Below are 22083 nucleotides of genomic sequence, written 5' to 3'. Positions count from 1 at the left end.
CATCCATGCTCGCTTATGCGCTCCGACGCGTGCTGTCGACCTTGCCGGTGATGGCGATCGTCGCGCTGTTCGTCTTCAGCCTGCTCTACATCGCGCCGGGCGATCCGGCCGTGGTGATCGCGGGCGACCAGGCGAGCCCGGCCGATGTCGAGCGCATCCGCGCCAATCTCGGACTGGACCAGCCCTTCCTGGTCCAGTTCGGAAGCTGGGTGTGGCGCCTGCTGCACTTCGATCTGGGCACCTCGATCTTCACCAATCTCCCGGTGGCTTCGATGATCGCCCAGCGCATCGAGCCGACCTTGTCGCTGATGATGGTGACGCTGTGTCTCACCATCGTCATCGCCGTGCCGCTCGGCGTCATCGCGGCGTGGAAGGCCGGCACCTGGATCGACCGGATCATCATGGCGTTCGCCGTGTTCGGCTTCTCGGTGCCGGTGTTCGTGGTCGGCTACATCCTCGCCTACGTCTTCGCGCTGAAGTTCGATTGGCTGCCGGTGCAGGGCTACACGCCGCTCGCCCAGGGATTCTGGCCGTGGCTGCAGAACCTGATCCTGCCGGCGGTCGCGCTCGGCTGCGTCTACATCGCGCTGATCGCGCGCATCACCCGCGCCGCAATGCTCGAAGTGCTGCAGCAGGACTACATCCGCACCGCCCGCGCCAAGGGCCTGGGGCAGGGCGGCATCCTGTTCATCCACGCGCTGAAGAACGCCGCTGTGCCGATCGTCACCGTGGTCGGCATCGGCATCGCGCTCCTGATCGGCGGCGCCGTCGTCACCGAGAGCGTGTTCGCGATCCCTGGCCTCGGCCGCCTCACCATCGATGCCATCCTGCGCCGTGACTATCCGGTGATCCAGGGCATCGTGCTGTTGTTCAGCTTCGTCTACGTGCTCGTCAATCTCCTGATCGACATCACCTACACCCTGGTCGACCCGAGGATCCGCTATTGACCGCCACGACCACAACCTCTCCGCCGCCAGGCCTCGTCGTCGCGCCTGTTCTGCCGGACCTGATGGTCGCGCCAAAGATCCGGCGCGGCGCCCTCGGCTTCCTGCGCAATCATCCGACGGTCGCGATCGGCGGCGCGCTGCTGTTGATGCTCGTCATCATCGGCGTGTTCGCGCCGTTCCTGTTCACCGTCGATCCTACCGCGATCGCGCCGGCCAAGCGCACCCGGCTGCCGTCGGCGGATTTCTGGTTCGGCACCGACGCGCTCGGACGCGACGTCTATTCGCGCGTGCTCTATGGCACGCGCGTCTCGCTCACGGTCGGGCTGTCGGTGGCGCTGGCGGCATCGCTGATCGGGCTTGCGATCGGCCTCGTGGCCGGCTTCCTGCGCTGGGCCGACGGCGTGCTGATGCGCTGCATGGACGGGCTGATGTCGATCCCGCCGATCCTGCTCGCGGTGGCGCTGATGGCGCTCACGCGCGGCAGCGTCGGCAATGTCATCCTCGCCATCACCATCGCCGAGATTCCGCGCGTCGCACGACTCGTGCGCGGCGTCGTGCTGTCCCTGCGCGAGCAGCCCTATGTCGACGGCGCGGTCGCGTCGGGCACGCGCACGCCGATGGTCATCCTGCGCCACATCCTGCCCAACACCATGGCGCCGATGCTGGTGCAGGCGACCTACATCTGCGCCAGCGCCATGATCACCGAGGCGATCCTGTCCTTCATCGGCGCCGGCACGCCGCCGACGATTCCCTCCTGGGGCAACATCATGGCCGAGGGCCGCGCGCTGTGGCAGGTCAAGCCCTACATCGTGTTCTTCCCGGCCGCGTTCCTGTCGGTGACCGTGCTCGCCGTCAACCTCGTTGGCGACGGCCTGCGCGACGCGCTCGATCCGCGCATGGCCAAATCACCATGAGCAGCGGAGTGAGGCGGGCGAGCCACGAGGTCCGAGCAGGGGCCTGGCCCTTCGAGACACCCGCCTTCGGCGGGCTCCTCAGGGTGAGGGGTGGGAGCATTTCACATGGCGACGCTGCTCATCGCCGATGTGCAGCACCGGCCTCGGCGCTAACGCCTCATGGTGAGGAGCGCCGCGCCGAGTTGGTCGTGATATTCGGCAGTCGCAATGCGCGACGCGTCTCGAACCATGAGGCCCCTATGTCTCCGCATGAGGCCCCAAACCGCGGCCGGGAGCCGATCTGATGCCGCTGCTCGAGGTCGAGAACCTCCAGGTCCATTTCCGTACGCCGACCGGCATCAACCGTGCCGTCGACGGCGTCTCCTTCCACGTCAACCCGGGCGAGACGCTCGCCATCGTCGGCGAATCCGGCTGCGGCAAGTCCGTCACCTCGATGTCGATGATGCGGCTGATTCCGGAGCCGCCGGGCAAGATCGCGGGCTCGATTCTGCTCGAGGGCCGGGACATCCTGACGCTGTCCGACCGCGAGATGCGTCAGCTCCGCGGCAACGACATCTCGATGATCTTCCAGGAGCCGATGACCAGCCTCAACCCGGTGCTGACCGTCGGCCGCCAGATCGGCGAGACTCTGCGGCTGCACCAGGGGCTCGACCAGGCGCAGGCCGAGGCGCGCGCGGTGGAGATGCTGACTCTCGTCGGAATCCCTGAGCCGGCACGGCGCGTGCGCGAATATCCGCACCAGCTGTCCGGCGGCATGCGCCAGCGCGTGATGATCGCGATGGCGTTGGCCTGCAATCCAAAGCTCCTGATCGCGGATGAGCCGACCACCGCGCTCGACGTCACCATCCAGGCGCAGATCCTCAAGCTGATGCTGGAGCTGAAGCAGCGCGTCGGCGCCGCGATCATCCTGATCACCCATGATCTCGGCGTCGTCGCCGAGGTCGCCGAGCGCGTGATGGTGATGTATGCGGGACGCAAGGTCGAGGAAGCGCCGGTCAAGGAGCTGTTCCGCACCCCCCGCCATCCCTACACGCAAGGCCTGCTCGGCGCGCTGCCCAAGCTCGGCTCGTCGCTGTCGGGCGAGACGAAGCGCCTCGCCGAGATCCCCGGCCAGGTGCCGGATTTGAAGCAGCGCATCGAAGGCTGCGTGTTCGCCGGCCGCTGCGCGCTCGCGACCGACCTGTGCCGTCAATATGCGCCGGGGCTGGAGCAGAAGGCCGCGCACCACATCGCCGCCTGTCATTTCGCCGCCAAGGAGCAGGCTGCCGCATGACCATGCCGCTGCTCCAGGTCAACGACCTCAAGAAGCACTTCCCGATCTCCAGCGGGCTGTTCGGCCGCAGCAAGAGCAAGGTGCATGCGGTCGACGGCGTGTCATTCGAGATCGCGCGCGGCGAGACGCTCTCCCTGGTCGGCGAATCCGGCTGCGGCAAGTCGACGGTCGGCCGCGCCATCCTGCGGCTGTTCGACGTCACCGCCGGCCAGATCGTGCTCGACGGCCAGCGCATCGACGATCTTCCCCCTGGCAGCCTGCGCGAGATGCGCCGCCGCGTCCAGGTCGTTTTCCAGGATCCGTTCTCCAGCCTCAATCCAAGGATGCGGATCCGCGACATCCTGGCCGAGCCGATCAACAATTTCGGCCTCGCGAAGACCGCCGCGGAGCGCGACGCGCGCATCGCCGAGCTGATGGAGATCGTGCGGCTGCCGCGCGACGCGGTGAACCGCCGGCCGCACGAATTCTCCGGCGGCCAGCGCCAGCGCATCGGCATCGCCCGCGCGCTCGCCGCCAAGCCGGACCTGATCGTCTGCGACGAGGCGGTCTCCGCGCTCGACGTCTCCGTCAAGGCGCAGATCGTCAACCTGCTGCAGGATCTGCAGCGCGAGTTCGGCCTGGCGCTGCTGTTCATCAGCCACGACCTCGCGATCGTCGAGCACATGACGCACCGCGTGGCGGTGATGTATCTCGGCAAGATCGTCGAGATGGCGCCAAGGCGGCAGATCTTTGCCACACCGGGTCATCCCTACACCAAGGCGCTGCTGTCAGCCGTGCCCATTCCCGAACCCGGCGCCGAGCGCACACCGATCATCCTCAAGGGCGACGTTCCGAGCCCGGTCAACCCGCCCAAAGGCTGCCGCTTCAACACCCGCTGCCCCCTGGCCTTCGACCGCTGCCGCGTAGAGGCTCCCGAGCTGCGGCTGAAAGGCGAGGACCAGTGGGTGGCGTGCCATTTGGAGAATGTGTAGTTACGTCCTTGCGCAGGATTGGCAAAGCGGCCGCCGAAGGCGGCGGCGTGCCCACTAAGCAGGTGCAATGACAGCTTGATGCACGACCGCCGCGCCAATCACGGAGGAGAGACGGTGCGTTTCTCATGCGGATCTCGGTGCGGCGCGTAGCCCGCATGAGCGACAGCCGGCCCGTGGGACACGTCGGCGCCAGCCGACGTGCGGGGCCTCACGTGTCGTGTCGGTGAACCGGGATGTCGCTGCGCCCATCCGCGCTACGTGGCGACTGAACGAAACTTCGATGGCACGCAACATCGCTGCGCCGCGCGCCGTCGCTGCCCATCATGTTTTGAGGAACGGTATCGCAGCCGCGCCCGGTTGCGACCAGGCATCGGCTCACCGGGTACGGCTCTCGCCAGCTTTAGGCTGCAAGCGACCGATTGAATCTCGTCCAACAGAACGTCGCAAAGCGCGATCTGCGACAACAGGTCGGCCTCTAGGGACTGGCACGACGTCGGCCGATCGAGGCGCAGCTTTGCTGTGCGGATTCTACTTAGCGATTTCAATACTGCAGGATTGGACAGGTCGCCGCCTCGAATATTGGTCATCTTTGCACCACGACTACACCAGATCCGCCGCGGCAGGACCGATTTGGTTCGATGCAATCGGTATGCCGCGAATTGGGGCGGGAGCGGACGACGCAACCTTGCGGTACCCTCCGGCGTCTGCAAAGCAGCGGCCAGGGACATCAATTGGCGGTTTACAGTCGTTTCCGAATTTGGAAATTGGCACGGTGTATGCTGGCCTCTGTACGGGTGCTTTGTTGTTGAGTTGACGCGTTGCTTGCCAGATCGGCAACTTATCGCCTTTGGTCGAGCGATTGGCGATCTGCTGATAACGTATTGCAGTGGTGCCAGATTGGAAGATGGTCGCTGTGCCCGGCGAGGGGATGGCATGGTGTACTGCCACTGAACTGGTAATGCCTACAAGATAAGTGATAGAATGCAACGTGACCGTCTTGATAAGCATGACAGAACTCACTCCATACCGACTCATATCGACAGGCGTGTGGACGTTGCCAGGTTCGCGTTGTGACGAAGTCATAAGTCCATCGTCTCGGTGACCTGCTTCGCAAGATCGGGTATCTCAAGCGCCCAGCGTCGACGGTTGGGTGGCGCTTGTCTTGCTCTGCTGATCCCATTGCGCCTCAAAGCCGTCGAGCAGGTGGCGAGCGAGACCGGCTTGAGCTTGAGAGCCAATCATGAGGACTGTGTCCCATGGGAAGTGTGTCAGTGTTCCGAACATCATCGTCTCCCAAAAGTGCCGCGGTTCTCAGCTTGTTCGGGTCACGTGCACCCTTGGCTGCCGCTGCCAGGATGCGCGCAGCGAGCTTTGACTTCATGGTGGAGTTCTGCTCGGCCTTTGCCGCCACGTTCGCCTCCTCGCTTGCCGCCGCATTCTGGAGAGACGGCCGCCTTGCCCCTCTCAACGAGATTGAAGCGCGTCGCGCGGCGATTCTGAAGTCATTCTCAAGTCCAAACTCTGCAAACATCGCTCAGGATTTGCTGCATCATTAGCCAATTACCGCCTTCAAAATAACATGCGATAAATCGGGGACGTGATCGAACTGTTGCGCCCGGCCGCCGGCCGCCCGACGGGAGCTTTTCCGATGTTGACTTGGATCAGTCCGGAAGACTTGCGCTCCAGTATTTTAACACGAGCCTTATAAGCGAGGACTGATCCTTCGATGGACTTGGATCGATCCGTGAGCCCGCTGAGCCGCGCTCCCGTCATTCGTACAGACGATCCGGAGGCGATGGAGCACGCGTTGCGGACGGTCTACGGGGCAACCGGATTCGCAGTCACCAACGCAGATGAATTCCAGGGGGTTGGCAACTATCTTCAGCTCGGGAGCATCGGTCTCGGCTTTTGTGCATATAGCGGGGCAAGGTCGCTCGTCGAGTTCCCGGAGAGCGACTTCGCGCGCCTGCAAATCGGCCTCAAAGGCAGCGCTTTGACCGTTCTAAATCGCACGGCGATCGCAATAAACGAGCGGCAGTCCTGCATAGTTGCGCCGGGCGAAGCCAACAAGATTGTGTTCGAGCCAGGTTATGAGCAGCTCATTCTTCGAATAAGCGCGAGGGCGTTGGAGCAGACATTGACGATGCTGCTCGGTGCAAAGCCAGCCGGTGTTCTCAAGTTTGATCCCATTGCCGCAGCGGTTCAGCCGAACGCTCTGGTCTTGCGCGATCTGGCGATGTTCCTCGCTAATCAGTTGGATGCGGCGGCGACAGAGCTGCCACGCACGGTGCTCGTCGAACTGGAGCAGGCTCTCATCGTTTCCTTCCTGTCGGCTCACCGCCACAATTTCAGCGAGCTGTTGAAGAGAGGCGAAAGAGATGTCACCCCGCGGATCGTTCGACTGGCCGAGGAATATATCGAGGCCTCTTGGGACCGCGCCATCACGATCGAGGAGCTGGCTTCGCAGACAGGCGTCAGCGTCCGCGCGCTCTATGCTGCGTTCAGGAAGAGCCGCGGATATTCGCCGATGGCGTTTGCGAAGACGGTGCGATTGCGTCGGGCAAAACAGATGCTCTCGGGGCCAAATCAGCGTACCTCCGTCTCTGCAGTCGCCTTCAATTGCGGTTTCGGAAATCTCGGACACTTCGCAAGAGACTATCGCGACGTGTTCGGTGAGCTTCCATCCGAAACTCTGTCACGCGCGCGGCGCGCCGCCTAGCTCGCCTGACAGACGCGTCGGCCACACCATTCTCAAGAGCGCTGGGACGGCCTCAAAAGCTATATCGGCTTTCACGAAGATCGAGCTGCGACACCGCGCCGCTGACCGGGTTTTTCCCAGGTTTGAGTTCGGTCAATCTGAGATACTATCTTTGGATGAACCTGGACCGATCCGTAAGCCTGCTGAGCCGCGCTCCCGTCATTCGTACAGACGATCCGGAGGCGATGGAGCACGCGTTGCGTACGGTCTATGGGGCAACTGGCTTCGCAGTCACCAACGCAAATGAATTCCAGGGGGTAGGAAACTACCTTCAGCTTGCGAATATCGGCCTTGGCTTCTGTGCATATGGTGGGGGAAGGTCGGTCGTAAAGTTCCCGGAGAGCGACTTCGCGCGCCTGCAAATCGGCCTCAAAGGCAGCGCTTTGACCGTCCTAAATCGCACGGCGGTCGCGATAACCGAGCGGCAGTCCTGCATAGTTGCGCCGGGCGAAGCCAACAGGATTGTGTTCGAGCCAGGTTATGAGCAGCTCATTCTTCGAATAAGCGCGAGGGCGTTGGAGCAGACACTGACGACGCTGCTCGGTGCAAAGCCGGCCGGTGTTCTCAAGTTTGATCCGATTGCCGCGGCGTTGCAGCCGAACGCTCTGGTCCTGCGCGATCTGGCGATGTTCCTCGCTCATCAGTTGGATGCGACGGCGACAGAGCTGCCACGCGCGGTCCTCGTCGAACTGGAGCAGGCTCTCATCGTTTCCTTCCTGTCGGCTCACCGCCACAATTTCAGCGAGCTGTTGGAGAGAGCCGAAAAGGACGTCGTGCCGCGGATCGTTCGGCTGGCCGAGGAATATATCGAGGCCTCTTGGGACCGCGCCATCACGATCGAGGGGCTGGCTTCGCAGACGGGCGTCAGCGTCCGCGCGCTCTATGCTGCGTTCAAGAAGAGCCGCGGATATTCGCCGATGGCGTTTGCGAAAACGGTGCGATTGCGACAGGCAAAGCAGATGCTCGAGGGGCCCAATCAGCGTACCTCCGTCTCTGCAGTCGCCTTCAATTGCGGCTTCGGAAATCTCGGACACTTCGCAAGAGACTATCGCGACATGTTCGGTGAGCTCCCATCCGAAACTCTTTCGCGCGGGCGGCGCGCCGCCTAGCTCGCCTGTCAGAAGCGCCGGCCAGGACCATCCCAAGAGCGCAAGAGCAGTGAGGCAGCAACGCGCGGCAGGCAGGTTGTGCCTGGCGACGGGTGCTGACGATGTCCGCTATTCGCGGGCAGGCTGAGCCTCCGTGCTGCGTCTGGAGGCAAAAGCGAACGAACTGCGACATTACAGGTGACGTGTCAGGGTCATTGCGCTCGGCGGCGGGCATGCTGCAGGACGGGGAAACGCGCGCATGCGACGATGTGGCGGGTAGCAGCACGCCATGGCGATTCACGGACCTCCGCTCGGCGATGCAGAAAGCCGGTACCCCGCTTGCTCGCCAGAGATTGGAGGCTTCTCAGCCTGCGACCGGCCCGCCACACCAACGCAGCCAATCGTCCATATGCCGTGCCGTCGCCGGGCGGGTGCATTGTCAGGAGCCCGTATGGCCATTAAAGATTCCGGCCCAAACCGCGTCGGGATCGCAAGCCTTCCCGCGCGGTCCCGCGTTTGATGAGGCCGCCATGCATCTCTCCCACGATCCGACAGCACCGGCGGCAGCAGGGATCGGCTTTGACCAGTTCCTGGCCGTCGACATCCGCGTCGGCACCATCGTCGCGGCCGAGCCCTATCCGGAGGCGAAGAAGCCGTCGCTGAAGCTGACGATCGATTTCGGGCCCGGTATCGGCACGAAGCGCTCCAGCGCGCAGATCGCGGCGCTGTATGATCCGGCCACCCTGGTCGGCCGCCAGGTCGCCGGCGTCGTCAACTTCCCGCCGCGTCAGATCGGCAAGTTCATGTCCGAGGTCCTGACGCTCGGCTTTCCCGATGAGCAGGGCAACGTCGTGCTGTTCCAGCCCGACAAGGCCGTGCCGAACGGCGCGCGGCTGTTCTGAGCGGAGGGCCGGCCGTGGATATGCTGCTCGAACCTGTTACGCTGCCGCCGTTTCCCGAAGGCCTACGGATATCGCTCAGGCAAATGCATCTTCTCCAGGCTCCGATGGGTGGCACCCTGGTGACCGGCGGCGCCACGTTCCGCGTGTTCGCGCCGCATGCCAAGGCGGTCTACGTCTCCGGCCCGTTCAACGACTGGGCGCAGGATGCGAACTGCCGTCTCGCGCCGATCGGCAACGGCCATTGGGCGATCTTCGTGCCGTCGCTCAAGGACGGCGACGCCTACATGTATTTCGTCGAGGGTGAGGGCTCGTCCGGCTACAAGCGCGATCCGCATGCGCGGCTGCTCACCGTCGATCCGCCGTTTCCCCAGGCGCATTCGGTGCTGCGCAATCCCGGCGCGTTTCCCTGGCACGACACCGACTTCACGCCGCCGCCCAACAACGAGCTCGTGATCTATCAGCTCCATGTCGGCACCTTCGACATGAAGGCGGGCAATCCCGACGGCTGCTTCTTCGACGTCATCGAGCGCGTGCCGCATCTGGCGAAGCTCGGCGTCAACGCCATCGAGCTGCTGCCGGTGCAGGAATTCCCGACCATGTTCAGCATGGGCTACAACGGCACCGACCTGTTCAGCCCGGAAACCGAATATGGCGAGCACGAAGAGGCGCATCTCGCCGCCTATTTCGCACGGACCAACGAAATCCTGACGGCTGCCGGCGCCGCGCCTTACGCCGATATCGGCGCGGTGCGTCATTGCGACGACCAGCTGCGCGCGCTGATCGATGTCTGCCATGTCCATGGCATCGCCGTGCTGTTCGACGTCGTCTACAATCACGCCGGCGGCGGGTTCGACGAGAGCAGCATCTGGTTCTTCGACCGTCAGGCCTATGGCGATCCCAACCGCAGCCTGTATTTCACCGACCAGGGCTGGGCCGGCGGCCAGGTGTTTGCCTATTGGAACGCCGACGTGCGGCAATACCTCGTCGACAACGCCATCATGCTGTATCGCGAGTATCACGCCGACGGCCTGCGCTTCGACGAGGTCAGCGTGATGGACCGCTTCGGCGGCTGGGCGACCTGCCAGCAGCTCACCGAGGCGCTGCGCGCGGAGAAGCCGGACGCGATTCAGATCGCGGAATACTGGCCGGTCAACCCGTGGGTGGTGAGGGACATCGCGCAGGGCGGCGCCGGCTTCGACGCGACCTGGAGCGACGGCCTGCGGTTGTCGGTGCGCGGCGCCATCGCGAGCGCGGCCGGCGGCGCGGGCGCTGTCGTCCCGATGCAGCCGATCGCCGCGGCGATCGCCGATCTCAGCCTCGACAAGCGCTGGCGCGCGGTCAACTCGATCGAGAACCACGACATCGTCTATGCCGGCCGCGAGCCGCGCATTCCGCGCCTCGCTGATCCCGTCGACAGTCGCTGCTGGTATGCGCGCAGCCGCAGCCGCGTCGCCACCGGCCTGTTGCTGACCGCGCCGGGCATCCCGATGCTGTTCATGGGCCAGGAGCTGTTCGAGGACAGACCATGGAGCGACACGCCGAGCCTGGACACCACGATCCAGTGGTCGCTGCTCGACGGCGAGGACAAGATCACCGCGGATGCGATGCGCTTCACGTCAGAGCTGATCGCGATCCGCCGCACCCATCCGGCGCTGACCGCGGAGGGCTGCGCCATCGTCCACGTCCATGACGGCAACCGCGTGCTTGCCTTCCACCGCTGGGATGGCCAGGGCGACGACGTCATGGTGATCGTGAGCCTGAGCGAGACGCCATGGCGCGACTACGCCATCGGTTTTCCGGCAGGCGGCACCTGGCTCGAGGTGTTCAACAGCGACGTCTACGACAACTGGGTCAACCCGGGCGTCGTCGGCAACAATGGCTCCGTCACCGCCGGCGGCCCGCCGCTGCACGGCCAGCCGAGCTCGGCTGATGTGACGATCCCGGCGAACGGCGTGCTCGTGTTCGCGAGGAAATGAGGATCGTAGGGTGGGCAAAGCGGCCGCCGAAGGCGGCGGCGTGCCCACCATCCAGCAGCGAACTGCAGCGGCGTTCGGTATCGGTTCACACGATCAGCCGTCCCTGCCGCTCCGCGATCCCGATCACTGCTTCCGTTCCGGCATTGAAATCGAGATTGTCCGCCTCGATGCCGTCGGAGAAGATCACGCCGTTCTCGGGCATCAGCGAGCGCAGGCGCAAGGTTTCGGCACCGTTCAGCCCGCCGCAGACCAGGGAGGTCTGCGACGTCCTGCTCGGAAACGGCTCGCGCACGGCGAAGCGCAAGCTCCGGGCGTCCCAGGGCAGGGCGGTGTAGTCGCCGTCGCCGTGGCCGCCGTAACGGCCGGCTATGGCCAGCGCGCCGGTGACGATGCTCTTGAACCAGGCGGTCGAGCCGAGCCCGGTGGCGACGATCAGTCCGCTCGACGACTGCCGTTCCCGACCGTCGCGCGTTGCGATCTCATAGCGGGCGGAAACGTGGGTACGCGCGCCGATGAAGAGGTCGTTGACCGCATGGAGCACCTGGCCGTCGGCGAGACTCGCGCGCGCCATGGTCACGGCCTTGGCGGCGCGCTTGTCGGCGGCGACCTCGGGCAGCAGGCTCGCGAGATCGGTCGGCGCGAACGGCAGCAGCACGCCGTCATGGCGCTGAGCGTCGGGGTTCAGTCCGAGCAGCGGCTGGCCGTCGAGATATTTCATGGTGTTGGCGACGAGCCCGTCGGGGCCGAGCGCCGCGACGATGTCGGCGGGGCCGAAGATGAAGTTCGGCAGGAAGCCGCGGTCGACGATCTGGTAGCGGCCCCAGCGCTCCAGCGTCTGCGTCGCCGTGGCGCGCGCGGCCTGATAGGCCGCGTGCTCGCGCTCGTAGTCGGAGAAATCGGCGCCGAGATGCTCGACATAGAAGCGGGCCTGGTCCGCGGTGAGGAACCTTGCGATCAGCTCCTCGAGCCGCGTTCTCCTGACGACCAAGACCACCTTGCGGTCATTGCCGGACACGGGGCGCCTCCGCGGGCTTCTGCATCAGGCTGTTCAGCAGCTCCGGCGAGACGTTGAGCTGCCCGATCTTCTCGGCCTTTTCGGCGAGGCCCGAGAACGCCTGCGCGATCAACTGGCCCGGCTGCATGCCGGTCGCGGCCAGCGCCTGGATCACGCGGGTGTCGACGCCCTCGAAGATCTTCATCAGCGCGCCGACGCGATAGGCTTCGGCATCCGCCAAAGTGCGGGTGTTCGCCGCATTCAGCGACACGAAATCCTTGCGCTTGGCCTCGAGCCCGATATCGGCGACCATGCCGGCCTCGCGCAGCTCGTTCTTTTTTGCGGCGACGCTGGCCTCGGCATCCATCTGCGTCTCGCGGATAGAGCGCTTCTTCTGCTCGACCGCGATCTCCGTGTCGAGCTCGCTCTCGCGGATCGCCCGCTCGCGCTCGACGGCGAAATTGCGCCGCGCGAAGATGGCTTCGTCAGCGGTCTTCAGGATCGCCTCGCGCGCTTCGGCCTCCAGCGCCTTGGCGGTCTCCGGCGTCGGCTTCACCGCGCGCACGGCGACGCCGAGGATGTCCAGGCCCAGCGCATCGATGTCGGCGCGGCGCTTCAATCCGGCCGCGATCGCCTCGGCGATGCGGTCGGAGGCGCGCAGCGCTTCCTTCAGGGTCATGTCCTTGACCGCCTGCTGCGCCAGCACCTCGACCGCGCCGAGCACGCGCTGCGGCAGCTCCTCCGGGTCATCGGACTCGTAGGTCTTGCCGTCGCGCTTGAGCGTGAAGTTCAGCATCGCGGCCGCCTTCCTCGGCTCGCCGATGCGGTAGGTCACCTGGCCCTGGATCGTCAGCGTCTGAAAGTCGCGGGCGATCTGCTGGAAGATGAAGGCGGCATCGCGGCTGCCGATCGGGATCGCGACCAGCGAGGTCGCGGGCCCATAATAGAAGGTGGAGAGCCCGGCGCCTTCCTCGACCACGCTGCCGGCGCGGTACTTGAGGAGATAGGTGGTGGGTTGGGCCTTGATGAAGCGTAAGCCGAACATGGCGGCCTCCTGACGTTGAATGGCATAAGTGTGTCACGCCAACTTAGTAAGTTGGACAGTACAACTAAGTATGCTAGTGTCAAGGGACGAATTCGGGGGCGGGCGGTATGGCAACACGGCAGGGGCAGGGCGGCGGAGCGGCCGCGAGAGCGGGCGGACTGGATTTTCCGCGGCCGCTGACCACGGTGGACATCGTCATCTTCACGATCCGGCTGGAGGCGCTGCACGTGCTGCTGGTGCGGCGCGGCCACGGCGAGGGGGAGCCGTTCCCGGACGCCTTTGCATTACCAGGCGGCTTCGTCGACGTGGCCAAGGACGATGATCTCGAAGCTTGCGCGGGGCGGAAGCTCGCCGAGAAGACCGGCGTCCTCAGTCCCTATCTGGAGCAGCTCGGCAGCTGGGGCAGCGCGCACCGTGACCCGCGCGGCTGGTCGGCGACGCACGCCTATTTCGCGCTGATCCCGGCGTCAGCAGCGGAGGCCGCGCTCGCGGCCGATGCGCAATGGTTTCCGCTCGCGGGCATGAGCGTGAAGCCGAAGCTCGCCTTCGATCATGCCGAGATCCTGCAGGCCGCCGTGCGGCGGCTGCGCAACAAGGTCGAGTACACCTCGCTGCCGGCCTATCTGATGCCGGAGGAGTTCACCTTGCCCGAGCTGCAGCGGACCTACGAGATCGTGCTCGATCGTCCGCTGGAGAAGAGCGCCTTCCGCACCCGCATGCTCTCGGCCGACCTGATCGAGCCGGTCGCCAAGATGCGCAAGGGACCGAACCGGCCGGCCCAGCTCTACCGCCTGAAGGCGGCGGCCGCGCCGGTGTATTTTGCGCGGACATTCAACGCGCCGGAGTGAAGCCCCGTAGCCCGCATGAGCGTAGCGACATGCGGGGCTCACGCGATGGCTGGGAGAACCCGGCTGCCTCGCAATGACCAGGATGGGAAGACGGTGCGCCACGAGGCCGTGCGGACTACGCGGCGCGTCTTCGTTCGGTCACGCCGAGAAGTCCACCACCAGCGACTTGCTGGTCGAGCTCGACGAACTGGTGCCGCTGGCGCTGTAGGACGATGTCGTGCTGCTGTTCGAGCTCTGCAGCGCCTCGAGCAGCTTCTTCAGGAGCTCCTCGACCTGGGACGAGGACGATGAAGACGACGAGGACGAGGTGCTCGAGGTGGTGTCGCTGCTGCTGTCGTCGCTCGGCGGCGGACCGGGTGGCGGGCCACCGGCACCACCCGCGCCGCCCGGGCCGCCGGAGAAGGCGTTGGCGAACACGTTCTTCAGCTCGCTTGCCTGGTCCGACGTCAGCTTGCCGCTGTCGACCTCGCTCTGGATGAGATCGTCGATCTTCGACTGCATCTCCTTGGGCGAGGGCGGTGTGCTGGAGGTCGATGACGAGGACGAGCTGCTGCTGCCGCTCTTCAACGCGGAATCGATGTCGTCGAGCGCCGACGACAAGGCGGTCTGGTCGGTCGAGCTGACCTTGCCGGCCGAGACTTCCTTGGTGAGCTCCTGCTTGAGCAGGTCGAGCGGGGAAAAGCCGCTCATCGAGGAGGCAGAGATCGACGTCATGGCGTGCTCCAGAGGGTAAGACATCAAACCTGCCTCCAGCTGTGGCTGTAACGCTTAACGGCTCCTTGTTCCCTGTGTCCGGATGTGTCTGGACTCCGGTCGCACACAAAATGAAGCAAGAAAGTGGCCCGCCGTCGCGAATCCGGCAATGTCCGCGCCGGAGCGGCCGTCTTGGAGCGGCGACGAGTTTCCACCGCCCAGGATTTGGGTCGCCCGGGGCGCGGTGCTCGGGGTGACGTCCTGTGCCGGGCAAGGCGGCATGCCGCCAGCGCAGTGCTCCGAGTCGCGAAATGGTGTATCGGCGAGTGACGGGCGGGGCCCTCGCTAGGGCATGTCCGCGCCAAGGAATAAAAACTCCCGGAGGAACTCCATGTCGGCCCTGCCGCTTTCTGGCATCAAGATTCTCGATCTGACCCGCGTCCTGGCCGGACCGCTGTCGGCGCAGATGCTGGCCGATCTCGGCGCCGAGGTGATCAAGATCGAGCGGCCCGGCACCGGCGACGACGCGCGCGCGTTCGGTCCGCCCTACCTCAGGGACCCCGACGGCAAGGCCAACAACAACAATTCCTTCTACATCTGCGCCAACCGCAACAAGAAGTCCGTCACGGTCAACATCGCCTCGCCGGAGGGGCAGGAGATCATCCGCGCGCTCGCCAAGGACTGCGACGTGTTCATGGAGAACTACAAGGTCGGCGATCTCAAGCGCTACGGCCTCGACTACGAGGCCATCAAGGCGATCAATCCCGACGTGATCTACTGTTCGGTGACCGGCTTCGGCCAGACCGGGCCGTATTCACCGCGCGCCGGCTATGATGCGATCTTCCAGGCCATGGGCGGGCTGATGAGCGTGACCGGCCACATGGACGGCGAACCGGGGGCGGGGCCGATGAAGGTCGGTCCCTCGATCGTCGACTACATGACCGGCATGAACACCTCGATCGGCATCCTTTCGGCGCTGTATCACCGCGACGTCAATGGCGGCGGCGGCCAGCACATCGACGTCTGCCTGTTCGACACCGTGATCGCGTCGCTGTCGCACTACGCCCAGATCTTCCTGGTCAACGGCAAGTCGCCGCCGCGCCGCGGCACCTGGGGCAATGGCGGCATGCCGGCCGGCGTGTTCCGCTGCACCGACGGCGAATTGATGCTGGTGGTCGGCAACGACGCGCAATTCGCGCGCACCTGCGCCGTGCTCGGCTCGCCCCAGCTCGCCACCGATCCGAAATTCGTCAGGAACAACGACCGCGTCGTCAACGGCAAGGAGATCATGGCGATCTTCGCCGGCCTGTTCCTGAAGAACTCGGTGGCGCATTGGCTGGAGGAGCTGGAGAAGGCCGGCGTGCCATGCGGGCCGGTCAACGATTTTGCGCACGTGTTCGCCGATCGGCATGTCCGCTCGCGCGGCATGGAGGTGAAGGTCGAGCACCCGTTCGAGCCGCAGCTGTCCCTGATCCGCAACGCGCTGACCTTCTCCGGCACCCCGATCACCGAATATCGCGCGCCGCCGCTGCTCGGCGAGCATACGCAGGACGTGCTGTCGGGGCTGGGCTATGACGAAGCCAAGATCGCGGCGTTGAAGCAGCAGGGCGTCGTGTAGGGCACCGCTAGTCGCGTCATTCTCCGGTGTCGTCCCGGCGAACGCCGGGACCCATAACCACCGGCCGGCGTGCTGATTCTCGATATCTCTCCGCGTGCCTCAAGACGGATCATGCGGTATGGGTCCCGGCGTTCGCCGGGACGACCCGCGGAGAGAGTTTGCTCCTAATTGTGGCTGTGATGACGGTGCCGCTTCGCCTTGTGCCGTGGCGCATGATAGCGTGGCTCTACACCGTACCGGGCGGGCGGTGGCGCGCCGAGCTGCTGCCGCGATTCCTGCAGACGGCGTTGATAGCCCGGCGAGTTCATGATGCTGGCGGCGGCGCCGCGGGCCAGCACCGGCTCGCTGGCGGTGACCATCACGAGCGTGGACGCGACGAAGGCGAGTAACAGGTGCGGTCGGTACGTCACGAGTGGACTCCATGGTGGATGGTGGGATCCCGGCTACGGGCTGCGCGCTGCAATCTTGACCTTCGACTTTGCCGCGCTCTCGCGCGTGGTCAAGCCGAGCACGGCGCCGCGCACCACCCGCGCGATCACATCCTCGACATCGTCGAGGTCGCATTGACCGTCGGAGAGCTTGGTGAGGCGCTCACTCTCGCGGATGGTGTGATGCGCCATGGCGAGCGCAAAATGCAGGCCCCAGAACAGATCGACCTCGGAGCTGTCGGGCAGGGCGCGCTGCATTGCGCCAGCGAACTTCCGCAGATGGTCGATTTCCTTGGTCTTGATGCGGCGAATTGGCGGCACCGATTCGATCGAGGCGCGGATCATGAACTGCGCCACCGCCGAGCGCTGGTTCTCAGGGCCGAGGCAGCCGCGCAGGATCGGGCCGACGAGGGCGCGCAGGATGTCGGAGATGTCGGCGCGGCCGCCGCCGGCATCCTCGGCTTCACGCAATTCGCGCAGGCGCTCGCGGTTGAGCGCGATCGAGCGCGTCACGAACAGTTCGGCGATCAGCTCGTCCTTGGAGCCGAAATGATAGTTCACCGCGGCGAGATTGACGTTCGCCTCCGCCACGATGTCGCGCAAGGTCACGTCGGAGAAGCCGCGTTCGGCATAGAGCCGCTCGGCGGCGATCAGGATCGCAGTCCGGGTCTGGTCGGTCGCCATGCTCGTCCTCCCGAACGATGAAGCGGGGAGTTGCGTTTCAAACAATTGTATGAAACTATTGTTTGAGACGGCCGCAATGTCAATCACGGTTCTTCCGTGGGGCGACATTTCGGCGCTGCAGCGACGGTTCGCGCGGTCGTGTCGCGCAAGATCACACTTGCGCGGACGCCGTGGGCGGGCCGACACTGCGGCCAAAATTTCAGAGGAAACACCCAAGGAGAGTCCCATGGACTTCACGATGTCGGCGAAGCAGCAGGAATGGCTGGAGCGCGTGCGCAGCTTCATGACCAAGCATGTCCGCCCGGCGGTGCCGATCTACAAGCAGCAGGACGCCGAGGGCGATCGCTGGAAGGTGATCCCGATCCTGGAGGACCTCAAGGCTAAGGCGAAGGCCGAAGGGCTGTGGAACATGTTCATGCCGCCGTCGCCGCACGAGGACGACGAGTTCCGCGGCGCCGGCCTGAGCAATCTCGAATACGCGCTGCTCTCGGAGGAGATGGGCCGCATCTCCTGGGCCTCCGAAGTGTTCAACTGCTCGGCGCCCGACACCGGCAACATGGAGGTGTTCATCCGCTACGGCACCAAGGAGCAGAAGCGCAAATGGCTGCGCCCGCTGATGGACGGCGAGATCCGCTCGGCGTTCCTGATGACCGAGCCTGCGGTGGCCTCGTCGGACGCCACCAACATCGAGACCCGCATTCAGCGCGACGGTGATCACTACGTCATCAACGGCCGCAAATGGTGGTCGTCGGGTGTCGGCGATCCCCGCTGCAAGATCGCGATCCTGATGGGCAAGACCGATCCGTCCGCCGCCAAGCATCAGCAGCAGTCGCAGATCCTGGTGCCGCTCGACACTCCCGGCATCAAGGTCGAGAAGATGCTGCCGGTGTTCGGCTTCGACGACGCGCCGCACGGCCACGCTCAGGTGCTGCTCGAGAACGTCCGCGTGCCCGCGGAGAACATCCTGCTCGGCGAGGGCCGCGGCTTCGAGATCGCGCAGGGCCGTCTCGGTCCGGGCCGCATCCATCACTGCATGCGCACCATCGGCAAGGCCGAGGAGTCGCTGGAGAAGATGGTGCGCCGGCTGATGACCCGCACGGCGTTCGGCAAGAAGATCATCGAGCATTCGGTGTGGGAGCAGCGCATCGGCGAGGCCCGCACCAACATCGAGATGTGCCGGCTGCTCTGCCTCAAGGCCGCCGACATGATGGACAAGGTCGGCAACAAGACCGCGCAGGGCGAGATCGCCATGATCAAGGTCGCCGCTCCCAACATGGCGCTGAAGATCATCGACGACGCCATCCAGGCGTTCGGCGGCGCCGGTGTCTCGGATGACGCGGGTCTCGCGAAGGACTACGCCAACATCCGCACGCTGCGCCTGGCCGACGGCCCGGACGAGGTGCACAACCGCGCCATCGCCCGGCTCGAGATGAAGAAATACGCCAACGAGCCGCGGCACTGAGTATAAACGCGTCAGGTGGGCAAAGCGTCCGGCTGTGTGCGTAGCGCGCGGCCGGATGCGTGCTCACCATTCGCGTTTGAAGTAAGATGGCGGGCACGCTTCGCTTTGCCCACCCTACGAATTTAATTGAGACCCAAGGGAGTTCGTCGTGGCCGACGGCGTCAAGAAGGACGAAGAATTCTCCGGCACCAAGCCGGTCGAGGAGCGGCATCGCTTCGACGAGGCCAGGCTCGCGGCCTGGATGGCCGAGCATGTCGAGGGCTATCAGGGTCCGCTGACGGTGCTGCAGTTCAAGGGCGGCCAGTCCAATCCGACCTATCGGCTCAACACGCCCGGCCGCTCCTACGTGCTCAGACGAAAGCCGTTCGGTAAGCTCTTGCCGTCGGCGCACGCGGTCGATCGCGAATTCCGCGTCATCGCGGCCCTGGGAAAGCAGGGCTTTCCGGTCGCCAAGGCCTATGCGCTGTGTAACGACGACAGAGTGATCGGCTCGGCCTTCTACATCATGTCGATGGAGGAGGGCCGGGTGTTCTGGGATCCGACCCTGCCGCATGTCGCGGCTCCGGAGCGGCGCGCCATCTTCACCAGCAAGATCGAGACGCTGGCAAAGCTCCATACCTACGATCCCGCCGCGATCGGGCTGGCCGACTTCGGCAAGCCCGGCAACTATTTTGCTCGCCAGGTCGACCGCTGGACCAAGCAGTATCGCGCCTCGGAAACCGAGCATCTGCCGGAGATGGAGAAGCTGATCGAATGGCTGCCGCGCACCTTGCCGGTGCAGCAGCGCGTCTCGATCGTGCATGGCGACTACCGGCTCGACAACATGATCTTCCACGCCTCAGAGCCGCGCGTCATCGCGGTGCTCGACTGGGAGCTGTCGACGCTCGGCGATCCCATGGCCGATTTCACCTACCTCTTGATGCAGTGGATCATGCCCGGCCTCGCCGGCGTCGACCTGAAGGCGCTGAACATTCCGACCATGGAGGAGGCGGCGGAGATCTATCGCGGCGTTACTGGCACCGAGCTGCCGGACCTCAACTGGTACTTCGCCTACAACCTGTTCCGGCTTGCCGGCATTTTGCAGGGGATCATCGGCCGCATCCGCGACGGCACCGCCGCCAACGACAAGGCCATCGAGTCCGTCAAGCGCATGGTGCCGATGACCAAGCAGGCGTGGGCCTACGCGCAGAAGGCGGGAGCGGCGTAGCTTGGTAGCCCGGATGAGCGTGAGCGTAAGCGACATCCGGGTTCTTCACCGGCAGAAGTGCTGAACCCGGATGCCGCTTTCGCGCATCCGGGCTCCTCATCAGGCCCGCGTTGGTGCGGGCTCAGCGCCCACCGCCGCCACCACCACCACCGCCGCCACCACCACCGGCCGCGGTCAGCGCGCCGCTGTAGCGCGGATCGGTCTGCTTCATGTAGATCGGCGAGGTATCGCGGCTCTGGCGGCGCTGCGATTGCTGCACCTGTGCATCGGTGCCGCAGGCCGTCCAGGAGACCAGCTCACAGCCCGGCCATTGGGTCTCGCGCGCGCTCGCGCCCGTCATGGCCGCGCCGGCCGCCAGGGCGCCCAAGGTGAGCAGGGCTAGTTTCGACAATCTCGACATCTGATCCATCCTTCGGTTTCGGCGAGGCCGGAATGGTCCGCTTGCGACGTTCGACGGAGGCTCGAAGCAGGCGGTTCGAAGACGTGGGCTGAAAAAATCGCAGCGAGCGCCGATGCCTGCGCTTGAACCGGACCGCTGTCCGCTGCGACACGACGCGGTCGCGCCGGCAAAGAAAGATTGCGAGCGTGATCAAGGTGATCGCCTCGTTCAGCCTGGGCAGGCGAAAGATTTTACTTTCGCTTTTTCGGAATTTGTGATTTGATGGCCGCCATCCCGCCTCACTCGGAAGGGGCGTTGCGCGCGATCGTCACGACACGCGAGGCGGGGAGGCGGTGGCCGCGGAGATGTCGCAGCGTAGCTTGCTACGCGGACGAACGGCAGTTCGCGGACGTGAAGTCGCAGGGTCCTGATACCCCGATGCTGGTATCAAGTCGCGTTGGCCTGAGCGCCGCGCGGCGATGGTGGCCAACAAGCCCGGCGCACCAGGGAGACTGCGTATAAGCGTTAAGACCATCGCGCAGGGAAGGCCGGGTGTTCTCGGCTGCACCTGTGGTACCTGCCGCCTGCATTTCTTTCGCAGGCGGGCCGCAGGCGTCAGCCGACGCCTGGCCTTCCCTGCGCCCTTCGATTGGAGGGCGGTGACTACCGGATCACTCGGGCGCGAAGGCGTTGCGGGAATAAATCTGCATGATTGGACTCCGTCATTGCGAGCGCAGCGACGCAATCCAGGGCTCAGGTGACGACTCTGGATCGCGTCGCTGCGCTCGCGATGACGGCCGCACCAAACAACGTCATCCCGGCCAAGCACCGGCAGCGCGAATGCGCTGGCGGTGCGCAGAGCCGGGATCCATACGCCGCAGCGGACGTGTGGGGAGAAAAGCCAATGACCAGTTCGCACCGCTCCCTGGGGGTATGGATCCCGGCGTGCGCCGGGATGACAGCGGAGGTTGGCGCTGCGGATTGCCTAAATCGGCTTGCCCGCGTACGGCATCGACGCGGTCAGCCCACCGTCGACCGGGAACGCCTGGCCGTTGACGTAGGAGGCCTCGTCGCTGGCGAGGAACAGGGCCATGGCGGCGATCTCATGCGGCTGGCCGGCGCGCTTCAACGGATTGAGCTGGCCGATCTTGCCTTCGGTGCCGCGCTCCTTGGCGCCGTCGAAGATCGGCTTGGTCATGCCGGTCTCGATCAGGCCGGGACAGACCGCATTGATGCGCACGCCGGTGCCGGACAGCGAATAGGCCGTGGTCTGCACCAGGCTGATGACGCCGGCCTTGCTCGCCGCATAGGGATGACCCGAGGCGCCGGACTTCAGGCCCGCAACGGAGGCCGTGCAGACGATGGCGCCGCGCTGCTGCCGCACCATGTGCGGCATCGCGTATTTCACCGCGAGGAACGGGCCGATCAGATTGATGCGCAGGATCTCCTGCCAGTGCTCGACGGTCTGTTCGGCGATCGGGATCAAGCCGCCGGAGATGCCGGCATTGGCCCAGATGACGTCGAGCTTGCCGTAGGTGGCAACGGCGCGATCGATGAAGCCGCTCACGTCGGCTTCCGAACCGGCGTCGGCCATCACGGCCTCCGCGATGCCGCCCTGCTGCTTGACGAGCTCGACCGTCTCCTTGACGCCTTCGCTGCGATCGACTGCGATCAGCTGCGCGCCTTCCCTGGTGAACATCAGCGATGCGGCGCGGCCGATGCCGCTGCCGGCGCCGGTGATGATAACGGATTTGCCTTCGAGGCGGCCCATGTTTCCTCCTGCTTCAATTGTGATCAGTTGCGTGCCGCGCAACGGAATTCAAACGCAGTTTCAAACGTGCTGAGATCGCCAAGCGGCTTGAGACGATCTGGGCCTTCACGTACAGCGAGAGACGA

At 65.0% G+C, this 22083-nt stretch carries 21 protein-coding genes; 13 read left to right on the top strand and 8 right to left on the bottom strand.

Features of this window, described 5'->3' with window-relative positions; translation table 11 throughout:
- The first annotated feature begins 5 nt into the window (after positions 1–5).
- The 4 genes from ACQR2C_RS05280 to ACQR2C_RS05265 all read left to right on the top strand — a co-directional run bounded on the left by ACQR2C_RS05280 (position 6) and on the right by ACQR2C_RS05265 (position 4105).
- Positions 6–947, top strand: coding sequence for an ABC transporter permease (locus ACQR2C_RS05280; RefSeq protein WP_316237714.1), 942 nt, complete (start codon positions 6–8; stop codon positions 945–947).
- Entirely contained in the window at positions 944–1861 is a 918-nt protein-coding gene (locus ACQR2C_RS05275; RefSeq protein WP_434880625.1) for an ABC transporter permease, read from the top strand. The genes ACQR2C_RS05280 and ACQR2C_RS05275 overlap by 4 nt, the downstream gene beginning before the upstream one ends.
- Before the next feature lie 283 nt (positions 1862–2144).
- Positions 2145–3134 carry an ABC transporter ATP-binding protein gene (locus ACQR2C_RS05270; protein ID WP_315801004.1) on the top strand — a complete coding sequence of 330 codons (990 nt, stop codon included), beginning with the start codon at positions 2145–2147 and terminating at the stop codon, positions 3132–3134.
- Positions 3131–4105, top strand: a complete 975-nt coding sequence (locus ACQR2C_RS05265; protein ID WP_315801003.1) for an ABC transporter ATP-binding protein — start codon at positions 3131–3133, stop codon at positions 4103–4105. The genes ACQR2C_RS05270 and ACQR2C_RS05265 overlap by 4 nt, the downstream gene beginning before the upstream one ends.
- 600 nt (positions 4106–4705) lie before the next feature.
- Here the strand turns inward: ACQR2C_RS05265 and ACQR2C_RS05260 are convergent.
- Complete coding sequence (locus ACQR2C_RS05260) at positions 4706–5113, bottom strand: hypothetical protein (protein ID WP_315801002.1); 408 nt, start codon at positions 5111–5113, stop codon at positions 4706–4708.
- Between the two features lie 371 nt (positions 5114–5484).
- Between ACQR2C_RS05260 and ACQR2C_RS05255 the strand changes: the two genes are divergently transcribed.
- The 5 genes from ACQR2C_RS05255 to ACQR2C_RS05235 all read left to right on the top strand — a co-directional run bounded on the left by ACQR2C_RS05255 (position 5485) and on the right by ACQR2C_RS05235 (position 10829).
- Positions 5485–5661 carry a hypothetical protein gene (locus ACQR2C_RS05255; RefSeq protein WP_434880624.1) on the top strand — a complete coding sequence of 59 codons (177 nt, stop codon included), beginning with the start codon at positions 5485–5487 and terminating at the stop codon, positions 5659–5661.
- Positions 5662–5849: 188 nt separating this feature from the next.
- Positions 5850–6824, top strand: a complete 975-nt coding sequence (locus ACQR2C_RS05250) for an AraC family transcriptional regulator (RefSeq protein ID WP_434880623.1) — start codon at positions 5850–5852, stop codon at positions 6822–6824.
- A gap of 155 nt (positions 6825–6979) precedes the next feature.
- Positions 6980–7972, top strand: a complete 993-nt coding sequence (locus ACQR2C_RS05245; RefSeq protein ID WP_434874287.1) for an AraC family transcriptional regulator — start codon at positions 6980–6982, stop codon at positions 7970–7972.
- 509 nt (positions 7973–8481) lie between these two features.
- The gene (locus tag ACQR2C_RS05240; RefSeq protein ID WP_315800998.1) at positions 8482–8853 is read left to right on the top strand and encodes a tRNA-binding protein; all 372 of its coding nucleotides are present in this window, start codon (positions 8482–8484) and stop codon (positions 8851–8853) included.
- A 20-nt stretch (positions 8854–8873) separates the two neighbouring features.
- The gene (locus tag ACQR2C_RS05235; protein ID WP_434838451.1) at positions 8874–10829 is read left to right on the top strand and encodes an alpha amylase C-terminal domain-containing protein; all 1956 of its coding nucleotides are present in this window, start codon (positions 8874–8876) and stop codon (positions 10827–10829) included.
- Between the two features lie 85 nt (positions 10830–10914).
- On the opposite strand, the gene ACQR2C_RS05230 is transcribed toward ACQR2C_RS05235, so the two are convergent.
- Positions 10915–11844: a sugar kinase gene (locus tag ACQR2C_RS05230; RefSeq protein WP_315800997.1), complete on the bottom strand. Its 930-nt coding sequence runs from the start codon at positions 11842–11844 to the stop codon at positions 10915–10917.
- Positions 11831–12868 (bottom strand): SPFH domain-containing protein, encoded by a 1038-nt coding sequence (locus tag ACQR2C_RS05225; protein WP_315800996.1) that lies wholly within the window; start codon positions 12866–12868, stop codon positions 11831–11833. The genes ACQR2C_RS05230 and ACQR2C_RS05225 overlap by 14 nt, the downstream gene beginning before the upstream one ends.
- A gap of 107 nt (positions 12869–12975) precedes the next feature.
- Here ACQR2C_RS05225 and ACQR2C_RS05220 point away from each other — a divergent pair, with 107 nt between their 5' ends.
- The gene (locus ACQR2C_RS05220) at positions 12976–13716 is read left to right on the top strand and encodes an NUDIX hydrolase (protein WP_316216028.1); all 741 of its coding nucleotides are present in this window, start codon (positions 12976–12978) and stop codon (positions 13714–13716) included.
- 138 nt (positions 13717–13854) lie between these two features.
- Here the strand turns inward: ACQR2C_RS05220 and ACQR2C_RS05215 are convergent, their stop codons facing one another.
- Entirely contained in the window at positions 13855–14430 is a 576-nt protein-coding gene (locus tag ACQR2C_RS05215) for a hypothetical protein (RefSeq protein ID WP_315800994.1), read from the bottom strand.
- Between the two features lie 370 nt (positions 14431–14800).
- Between ACQR2C_RS05215 and ACQR2C_RS05210 the strand changes: the two genes are divergently transcribed.
- Entirely contained in the window at positions 14801–16027 is a 1227-nt protein-coding gene (locus ACQR2C_RS05210; protein WP_434880622.1) for a CaiB/BaiF CoA transferase family protein, read from the top strand.
- Positions 16028–16191: 164 nt separating this feature from the next.
- Here the strand turns inward: ACQR2C_RS05210 and ACQR2C_RS05205 are convergent, their stop codons facing one another.
- Both ACQR2C_RS05205 and ACQR2C_RS05200 read right to left on the bottom strand, forming a co-directional pair.
- On the bottom strand, positions 16192–16437 hold the full coding sequence (locus ACQR2C_RS05205) for a hypothetical protein (RefSeq protein ID WP_434874289.1): 246 nt from the start codon (positions 16435–16437) through the stop codon (positions 16192–16194).
- 33 nt (positions 16438–16470) lie between these two features.
- Entirely contained in the window at positions 16471–17139 is a 669-nt protein-coding gene (locus tag ACQR2C_RS05200; RefSeq protein ID WP_316216031.1) for a TetR/AcrR family transcriptional regulator, read from the bottom strand.
- Between the two features lie 226 nt (positions 17140–17365).
- Here ACQR2C_RS05200 and ACQR2C_RS05195 point away from each other — a divergent pair, with 226 nt between their 5' ends.
- Complete coding sequence (locus ACQR2C_RS05195; protein WP_434880621.1) at positions 17366–18601, top strand: acyl-CoA dehydrogenase family protein; 1236 nt, start codon at positions 17366–17368, stop codon at positions 18599–18601.
- A 148-nt stretch (positions 18602–18749) separates the two neighbouring features.
- Entirely contained in the window at positions 18750–19808 is a 1059-nt protein-coding gene (locus ACQR2C_RS05190) for a phosphotransferase family protein (protein WP_434880620.1), read from the top strand.
- A 121-nt stretch (positions 19809–19929) separates the two neighbouring features.
- On the opposite strand, the gene ACQR2C_RS05185 is transcribed toward ACQR2C_RS05190, so the two are convergent.
- Positions 19930–20208: a hypothetical protein gene (locus ACQR2C_RS05185; protein ID WP_434880619.1), complete on the bottom strand. Its 279-nt coding sequence runs from the start codon at positions 20206–20208 to the stop codon at positions 19930–19932.
- A gap of 964 nt (positions 20209–21172) precedes the next feature.
- A complete protein-coding gene (locus tag ACQR2C_RS05180; RefSeq protein ID WP_434880618.1) occupies positions 21173–21958 on the bottom strand; it encodes an SDR family NAD(P)-dependent oxidoreductase in 786 nt (261 codons plus the stop codon).
- Positions 21959–22083 lie beyond the last annotated feature (125 nt).

The organism is Bradyrhizobium sp. HKCCYLRH3061 (assembly GCF_051168015.1).
Taxonomy (GTDB): domain Bacteria; phylum Pseudomonadota; class Alphaproteobacteria; order Rhizobiales; family Xanthobacteraceae; genus Bradyrhizobium.
This window is presented reverse-complemented; position numbering and strand designations above follow the sequence as displayed.